General features: G+C 61.9%; 1 protein-coding gene. It reads left to right on the top strand.

Translation table 11 applies throughout. The annotated features are described in order from the left end of the window. A partial coding sequence (locus tag RAD15_RS43430) for a hypothetical protein (protein WP_458184799.1) occupies positions 1–585 on the top strand: 585 nt, incomplete at both ends.

Below are 585 nucleotides of genomic sequence, written 5' to 3'. Positions count from 1 at the left end.
ACCATCGTGTCGCCGGCCAGCCACCAGCGCTGGAGCCGTTCCTCGACGACGTTCGGAAATTCGCCGCAGGTCCTTATTCGGCGGCCCTCGCCAAGGGCGATGCCCTATCCGAGGAGGAGCGCGACGCGGTCGCCGCGCAGATGCATCGCTATATCGGTCTCTCGGAAGACTATATCAAAACCGCAAACCTCCGCGTGACGGAATTCGGTTTCGCTCAAGAACTTTTCAGGGACCGCCGCGAGACCGTAAGCCGGCTCGACGGGCGGTTTGTAGGGCTTACGCTCGATCCGCTGCAGAAGGGCGCGGACTATGATCCGGCACTTGCCGCCATCGTGCCGACCTATTCGGCGGTGTTACGCGACTATCTTTATCGCGATCTGAAGCTGGCCCCGGATCAGGAATATGTCACCGAGAACAGGTGGGTCGGCGATCATTTCGATCTGCGACACCAGCCGGATGGCGGCCAATATGGCGGGGACGGCCCGGGGCAGTCCATGGTCAACGCGGGCGATGACCTGGCCCAGGCTCTCGTGCAGGAGCCCGATCTAAGGCTTCTGGTTCTCGCGGGCTATTTCGACATCGGAT

This window comes from Bradyrhizobium sp. 14AA (genome assembly GCF_054185205.1).
The sequence above is the reverse complement of the archived record's forward strand: the minus strand, read 5'-3'. Positions and strand labels throughout refer to the sequence as shown.